This is a genomic window from Streptomyces alkaliphilus (genome assembly GCF_014141535.1).
In the GTDB taxonomy this organism is placed as follows: Bacteria; Actinomycetota; Actinomycetes; order Streptomycetales; family Streptomycetaceae; genus Streptomyces; species Streptomyces alkaliphilus.
Genome location: NZ_VKHT01000130.1, coordinates 1 through 8,062, shown reverse-complemented (window position 1 = coordinate 8,062; position 8,062 = coordinate 1). Strand labels below are relative to the sequence as shown.

Genomic DNA, 8,062 nt, shown 5'->3' with positions numbered 1-8,062 from the left:
GGTGGTCGCTGTCCCCGGTGATCCACTCGCTCCCGACGACACCGGGGACAGCGACCACCCCGTGGTCTCCTACGTCCTCCGCGTCAACGGCGTCGACCGTGCCGTGGAGGGCTCCTGGATCGGTGAGTCCCTGCTGTACGTGCTGCGCGAGCGGCTGGGGCTGGCCGGCGCCAAGGACGGCTGCTCCCAGGGGGAGTGCGGCGCCTGCTCCGTCCAGTCGGACGGCCGGCTCGTCGCGGCCTGCCTGGTTCCCGCCGCCACCGCCGCCGGCTGCGACATCACCACCGTGGAGGGCCTGGTCGACCACGACGGTTCGCCCTCCGACGTGCAGCGCGCGCTGGCCCGCACCGATGTGGAGTGCGGCTTCTGCCTCCCCGGCATGGCGATGACCGTGCACGACCTGTTGGAGGGCAACCACGCCCCCACCGAGTTGGAGACCCGGCAGGCGCTGTGCGGCAACCTCTGCCGCTGCTCCGGCTACCGGGGCGTACTCGACGCCGTCCAGGAACTGGTGGACGAGCGCGCCGCCCGGATGGCCGCATCCGAGACCGAACGCCGGGCCGGCGACGAGTGGGAGACCGACCCCGGCGCCGACCCGGCGGACCACCGGACCGACCAGAACACCCCGGGAGGCGAGGCGTGAACCGGCAGCAGGACGGCGCGTCGGCCATCACCGTCACCCCGACCGACACCCCCGTCGGTCCGACCGGAGCCGATCGACCGACCGGCGGCCCGCCCCACGGACTGGGCTCCTCGGTGCCCTCGTCCGACGCCGCCGCCAAGGCCGGCGGCACCCACCCCTACACCGCCGACCTGTGGGCCGAGGGGCTGCTGTGGGCGACCGTCCTGCGCTCCCCGCACCCGCGCGCCCGGATCCTGGACATCGACACCTCCCGCGCCGCCGCGATGCCCGGCGTCCGCGCGGTGGTCACCCACCGCGACGTCACCGGCGAGGGCCTCCTCGGGCGCCGGGTGGCCGACCGCCCCCCGCTGGCCGCCGAGGAGGTCCGCCACCACGGCGAGCCGATCGCCGCCGTCGCCGCGGACCACCCCGACACCGCCCGGCTGGCCGCCGCCGCCATCGCCGTCGAGTACGAGGTGCTGGAGCCGGTCACCGACCCCGGCGAGGCGTTCGGGTCCGAGCCGCTGCATCCCGACGGCAACCTCATCCGCCACATCCCGCTGCGCCACGGCGATCCCTCGATCACCGGGGAGATCATCGTCGAGGGCGTCTACCGGATCGGTCGCCAGGACCCGGCGCCGATCGGTGCCGAGGCCGGGCTGGCCGTCCCGCGCCTGGACGGCGGTGTCGAGCTGTACACCGCGGCCACCGACCCGCACACCGACCGCGACCGGCTCGCCGCGTGCCTCGGCCTGGACCCCGACCTGGTCAAGATCTGCGTGACCGGTGTGCCCGGCGCCCTCGGGGACCGCGAGGACCTCGGTTTCCAACTCCCGCTGGCCCTCCTCGCCCTGCGCACCGGCAGCCCGATCAAGCTGGCCGCCGGGCGCCAGGAGTCCTTCCTCGGCCACGCCCACCGCCACCCCACCATGCTGAGCTACCGGCACCACGCCGACGCCGAGGGCAGGCTGGTCAAGGTGGAGGCCCAGATCCTCATGGACGGCGGTGCCTACGCCGACGACTCCTCGGAGGCCCTGGCCGCCGCCGTGGCCTTCGCCGCCGGCCCCTACAAGGTGCCCAACGCCGTCGTCGACGGCTGGGTGGTGCGCACCAACAACCCGCCCGCGGGGCACCTGCGCGGTGAGGGCGCCCTGCAGGTGTGCGCGGCCCACGAGGGCCAGATGGACAAGCTGGCCGCCCGGCTGGGCCTGGACCCCGCCGAGGTGCGCGCCCGCAACGTCCTGGCCACCGGTGACCGGCTGCCCACCGGCCAGGCCGTGACCTGCCCCGCGCCGGTCGCCGAACTGCTGGAGGCGGTCCGCGAGGCCCCCCTGCCGCCGTTGCCCCGGGACACCCCCGTGGAGGAGTGGCTGCTGCCCGGCGGCCCCGAGGGCGCGGGCGAACCGGGCGCGGTGCGTCGGGGCGTGGGCTGGGCCGTGGGCATGGTCCACATGCTCGGCGCCGAGGGCACCGACGAGGTCTCCACCGCCACGGTCAAGGTGGAGGGCACGGTCGCCACCGTGCTGTGCGCGGCGGTGGAGACCGGCCAGGGCTTCGCGACCCTCGCCCGGCAGATCGTGCAGGAGGTGCTGGGCATCGAGGAGGTGCACGTCGCCCCCGTCGACACCGACCAGCCCCCCGCGGGCCCCGGCGGGCGCGGCCGGCACACCTGGGTCTCGGCCGGCGCGGTGGAGCGGGCGGCCAAGATGGTGCGCACCCAACTCCTCCAGCCCCTCGCCGCCACCTTCGGGATGTCCGCCGAACTGCTCAGCATCGCGGACGGCAAGATCACCTCCTACGACGGGGTGCTCAGCACCACCGTCGCGGAGGCGCTGGAGGGCAAGGAGCTGTGGGCCACCGCGCAGTGCCGCCCGCACCCCACCGAGCCGCTGGACGGCGCGGGCCAGGGGGACGCCTTCGTCGGCCTCTCCTTCGCGGCCCTGCGCGCGGTGGTGGACGTGGACGTGGAACTGGGCTCGGTGCGGGTGGTGGAGCTGGCCCTGGCCCAGGACGTCGGGCGGATCCTCAACCCCGCCCGGCTGCGCTGCCGGCTGGAGGCCGGCCTCACCCAGGGCGTCGGGGCGGCGCTCACCGAGCACCTGCGGGTGGTCAAGGGCGTGGTGCGCCGGCCGGACCTGGCCGCGTACGCGCTGCCCACCTCCCTGGACGCCCCCGAGATCCGCATCGTCCGGTTGGTCGAGGAACGGGACGTGGTGGCCCCCTTCGGCGCCAAGTCGGCGAGCGCGCCGCCCCTGGTGGTGGCGCCGGCGGCGATCGCCTCGGCGGTGCGGGCGGCGACCGGCAGGGCGGTCAACCGGCTGCCGATCCGGCCGCAGGCCGCCGTCGTGCGCTGACACCCCGCCCCCCGGATCGGCCCGGAGGGCGGGGCCGGTCGGCCCCGGTCGTCCCCGCTCCGGCCCGCGTGGACAGGAGCGGGGGAGGGGACTGCCGCGGGCGGTACCGGAGCCGCCGGAAGAGGGCCCGGGACCGGCGACCGAGACGATCCCCGACCGGGGGCCATAGGCGAATCCGGCCTTTGCTCCTTACGGTGGTCCCCATGAGTCATGTCGAGGCCGGCGCCGACGCCGCCCGTGCCGCCGGAACACCCGGCCAACCCGGCCAACCCGGCACAGCGATACCCGAACACCCGCCGGGCGGGGTGCTGAGCGCGCCGTACCGGGCGCTGACCCTGGGCAGCGTCAGCGTCATCCTGCTGATCGCCTTCGAGGCGATGGCCGTGGGCACGGCGATGCCGGCGGCGGCGGCCCAACTGGACGGCCTGGGCCTGTACGCCTTCGCCTTCGCCGCCTTCTTCACCACCAGCCTGCTGGGCATGGTGCTCTCAGGCCAGTGGTGTGACCGCGGCGGCCCGGTCGCCCCGGTGGTGACCGGTATCGCGATCTTCTGCGCCGGCCTGCTGTTGGCGGGCGGGGCGCAGACGATGCTCATGCTCATCCTGGGCCGGGCGGGCCAGGGCTTCGGCTCCGGGCTGATCATCGTCGCGCTGTACGTGGTGGTGCGTCGGGCCTACCCCGACCACCTGCGTCCCTCCGCGCTGGCCGCCTTCGCCTCCGCCTGGGTGATCCCCTCGATGGTCGGACCGGTCATCTCCGGCACCGTCACCGAACGCTTCGGTTGGCGGTGGGTCTTCCTCGGCATCACCGTCCTGGTCGTGCTGCCGCTGCTGGCGATGCTCCCGCCGATGCGCCGTGCGGCGAGCGGCCCCACCCCGGGGGAGCCGCCGGGCCGGTTCGACGGCCGGGGGCTGCGGTTGGCCGGCGCCATCGCGATCGGCGCGGCCCTGCTCCAGTTCGGCGGGCAGGAGCTGCGGTGGTGGTCCCTGGTGCCGGCGGTGATCGGTGCCGCGTTGCTGGCCCCGTCGGCGGTACGCCTGCTGCCCACCGGCACCTTCCGATCGGCGCGCGGGATGCCCTCCGCGATCCTGCTGCGCGGGCTGGTCTCGGCCTCCTTCCTGTCCGCCGAGAGCTTCGTGCCGCTGCTGCTGGTCACCCAGCGCGGCCTGTCCTACACCCAGGCGGGGCTGGCGATCGCGGCCGGCGGCCTGACCTGGGCACTGGGCTCGTTCACCCAGTCCCGGCCGGCGGCCGAGCCGCACCGGCTGCTGCTGATGCGGGTGGGGACCGTCCTGGTGCCGGTGGGGGTGGCCACCACGCCGTTGGTGCTGCTGGAGGCGGTGCCGGTGTGGCTGCCGGTCATCACCCTGGCACTGGCCTGCTACGGGATGGGTCTGATCATCTCCTCGGTGGGGGTGCTGGTGCTGCGCTTCTCCGAACCGGCGCAGGTGGGCGGGAACATCTCCTCCCTCCAGGTCTGCGACGCCCTGGCGAACGTGGTGACCCTCACCGTGGTCGGCAGCGCGTTCGCCGCGCTGGGCGGTTCCACCGCGGCCCTGGCCGAGGGTGAGGGGGCGGCGGACGCGCAGATCGCCCCGGGCGCCTTCCTGGTGGTCTACGTCGTCACCACGGTCCTGGCGCTGGTCGCGATCCCCGTGGCGGGACGGTTGATCCCCCGGGATGCGGCCGGGGACGGCACCGGATCGGCGCCCGGCGCCGCTCCCACCCGAACGGACGCGGCCGACGCGGACAGCGACGGCACCGCCGTGGTGCGGGACGCCACCGGTCGTTCGACACCCCCCGGTCCGGCTCCCCGACCCGGTCCCTGACCCGGTCCCTGACCGGAGCGGGGCCGGGGCCCGCCGGGCCCCGGCGGCCATCCCGCCCGGGAAGTGCAAATGATGTCAACTCCGGCATTCCGGGCCGGTGTCGAGGCGGTGTGACCGTCGCCGCCCCGCCGGCGTGCCGGCCGTTCGGAGCCCCGGGATGCCGTTAGGCTGACCGGGTTCCGAACCGCCCTCGACCGATCCCCGCCGGAGACCGTGACCACCCCGCCGTCCTCCCCAGCCACGCAGTTGGGTTTCCCCTCACCCACCCAACCGAGCGCCGGCCCGTCCACCCCACAGGTCGCCACCGTGCCCCCTGCCTCCTCGCACCTGTCACCCGCCTTCCCCGGCCGTGCGCCGTGGGGCACGGCGGGCAAGCTGCGCGCCTGGCAGCAGGCGGCGATGGAGCGCTACCTCACCGAGCATCCGCGGGACTTCCTCGCGGTCGCGACCCCCGGCGCGGGAAAGACCACCTTCGCGCTCACCCTCGCCTCCTGGCTCCTCCACCACCACGTGGTGCAGCAGGTCACCGTGGTCGCGCCCACCGAACACCTGAAGAAGCAGTGGGCGGAGGCGGCGGCCCGGATAGGGATCAAACTCGACCCCGGGTACAGCGCCGGCCCGCTCGGCCGCGAATACCACGGGGTGGCCGTCACCTACGCCGGCGTCGGCGTCCGCCCGATGCTGCACCGCAACCGCTGCGAGCAGCGCAAGACGCTGGTGATCCTGGACGAGATCCACCACGCGGGCGACAGCCGCTCCTGGGGCGAGGCGTGCCTGGAGGCGTTCGAACCGGCCACCCGCCGACTCGCCCTCACCGGCACGCCCTTCCGCTCCGACACCAACCCCATCCCGTTCGTGCAGTACGGCGAGGACGCCGACGGCATCCGCCGGTCGGTGGCCGACTACACCTACGGCTACGGCAACGCCCTGGCCGACGGCGTCGTCCGCCCGGTGATCTTCCTCTCCTACAGCGGCAACATGCGGTGGCGCACCAAGGCGGGCGACGAGATCGAGGCCCGTCTCGGCGAGCCGATGACCAAGGACGCGATCTCCCAGGCCTGGCGCACCGCCCTGGACCCGCGCGGCGACTGGATACCGTCCGTGCTCTCCGCCGCCGACCGCAGGCTGACCGAGGTGCGGCGGGCCATCCCGGACGCGGGCGCCCTGGTGATCGCCACCGACCAGGACTCCGCGCGCTCCTACGCCAAGCTGCTGAGGGAGATCACCGGCGAGAAACCGACCGTCGTGCTGTCCGACGACTCCGGCGCCTCCGACCGCATCGAGGAGTTCCGGCAGTCGGGCGACCGCTGGCTGGTGGCTGTGCGGATGGTCTCCGAGGGGGTGGACGTGCCCCGCCTGGCGGTGGGGGTGTACGCGACGACGATCTCCACCCCGCTGTTCTTCGCGCAGGCGGTGGGACGTTTCGTGCGGTCCCGCCGGCGCGGCGAGACGGCCTCGGTCTTCCTGCCCACCGTGCCCTCCCTGCTGGGCTTCGCGCACGAGATGGAACTCCAGCGCGACCACGTCCTGGACAAGCCGAGGCGCGGTGGGGACGAGGACCCGTACGCCGAGGAGGCCGACCTGCTCAAGGAGGCCGAGCGGCAGCAGGACGAGGACACCGGCGAACAGGACCAGTTGCCGTTCGAGGCGTTGGAGTCGGACGCCGTCTTCGACCGCGTGATGTACGACGGCGCGGAATTCGGCATGCAGGCGCACCCCGGCAGCGAGGAGGAGCAGGACTACCTCGGCATTCCGGGCCTGCTGGAACCCGATCAGGTGCAGATGCTCCTCCAGCGCCGACAGGCCAGGCAGATCGCGCACAGCAGGAAGAAGCCGGCCGAGGAGGCGGACCTCCTCGAACTCCCCGCCGAGCGGCGGCCGGTGGTCACCCACCGGGAGCTCCAGGAGCTGCGGCGGGAACTGCACGGCCTGGTCGGCGCGTACTCCCACCAGACGGGGAAGCCGCACGGGGTGATCCACACCGAGTTGCGTCGTGCCTGCGGCGGGCCCCCGACCGCCGAGGCGACCGCCGGACAGCTGCGGCAGCGCATCGACCGGGTGCGGGACTGGGCCACCCGGATGCGCTGAGCACCCGCGCCGGGGCCCGCCGGCCGCTCGGAGGGTCCCGCTCCGTCACGGATCGGGACCCTCCCGGCGATTCGGGCCCGCGAAACGGGCGCGAGGAACGGCCCGATCCGCCTCCGGCGGGCGGGGATCGGGCACGAAAACCACAACCCCCGGGTGTTCTCAATGCGGAAAGACCGGTGGGATCTTTCCCTCTTTTCCTCTCAAAACATTCGAGGGATTGCTCGAATCCCGGACAAGCTCTTCCGGTGAGCGGTGACCCTGTATAGGTTTCCGGTCACGCGCACGCCCGGGCCGGAGCTGTCCCGGGGGCGCAGCCGGCTGTGTGACCTGCCACCGCTACCCACGGCTCCTCGCGCGTGCGGTCGGCCGGGTCGGTGGTCGGGCGCACCCCGCGACGCCGAGCCGGACCCACCCGAGAACAGGGGGCGTCGTGACCGCGGAGACCTCTCAGACGCTCGACCGGGGACTGCGTGTCCTCAAACTCCTCGCCGAGACGGATCACGGCCTGACCGTGACAGAACTCTCCCGACGCCTCGGGGTGAACCGCACGGTCGTCTACCGTCTGCTCGCCACGCTGGAACAGCACGCCCTGGTGCGCCGCGACGCCGGTGGCCGGGCCCGGGTGGGGGTCGGCGTGCTGGGCCTGGGCCGTCAGGTCCACCCGCTGGTCCGCGAGGCCGCCCTGCCCGCGCTGCGCTCCCTCGCGGAGGATGTCGGCGCGACCGCCCACCTGACCGTGGTGGACGGCACCGAGGCCCTCGCCGTGGCGGTGGTCGAACCGAGCTGGACCGACTACCACGTCGCCTACCGCGCCGGTTTCCGGCACTCCCTGGACCGGGGCGCAGCCGGACGGGCCATCCTCATCGGGCGCTGCAAGGACATCGACAACGAGGACGGCTACATCCTCACCCACGGTGAGCTGGAGGCCGGGGCCAGCGGGGCCGCCGCGCCACTGCCGCCGGGGTGCGGGATAGAGGGCAGCGTGGGCGTCGTCATGCTCAACGACTCCATACCGCCGGAGATCGGGCCCCGGGTGGTGCGCGCGGCCCGCGAGGTCGCCGCAGTCCTCCGCTGACCGGCGGCCCCCGGGGGCGGCGCCCCGTTCGGGGGCGTCCGTCGGGTGACGGGGAGGCGTGCGTTAGATTCCGTGACATGCCCGCCGAGCCCCC

The 8,062-nt window shown here is 74.3% G+C and carries 5 protein-coding genes; all 5 read left to right on the top strand.

Annotation, left to right across the window (positions count from 1 at the left end):
• Positions 1–643 (top strand): (2Fe-2S)-binding protein (locus tag FNQ90_RS06940; RefSeq protein WP_228470928.1); only part of this gene is annotated, 643 nt, incomplete at its 5' end.
• Positions 640–2,976, top strand: a complete 2,337-nt coding sequence (locus tag FNQ90_RS06935; protein ID WP_323379813.1) for a molybdopterin cofactor-binding domain-containing protein — start codon at positions 640–642, stop codon at positions 2,974–2,976. The genes FNQ90_RS06940 and FNQ90_RS06935, both read left to right, overlap by 4 nt.
• Positions 2,977–3,179: 203 nt before the next feature.
• Positions 3,180–4,805 (top strand): MFS transporter, encoded by a 1,626-nt coding sequence (locus FNQ90_RS06930; RefSeq protein WP_182605448.1) that lies wholly within the window; start codon positions 3,180–3,182, stop codon positions 4,803–4,805.
• 306 nt (positions 4,806–5,111) lie between these two features.
• Positions 5,112–6,893, top strand: coding sequence for a DEAD/DEAH box helicase (locus FNQ90_RS06925; protein ID WP_182605450.1), 1,782 nt, complete (start codon positions 5,112–5,114; stop codon positions 6,891–6,893).
• Between the two features lie 430 nt (positions 6,894–7,323).
• On the top strand, positions 7,324–7,968 hold the full coding sequence (locus FNQ90_RS06920) for an IclR family transcriptional regulator (RefSeq protein WP_143617324.1): 645 nt from the start codon (positions 7,324–7,326) through the stop codon (positions 7,966–7,968).
• Positions 7,969–8,062 lie beyond the last annotated feature (94 nt).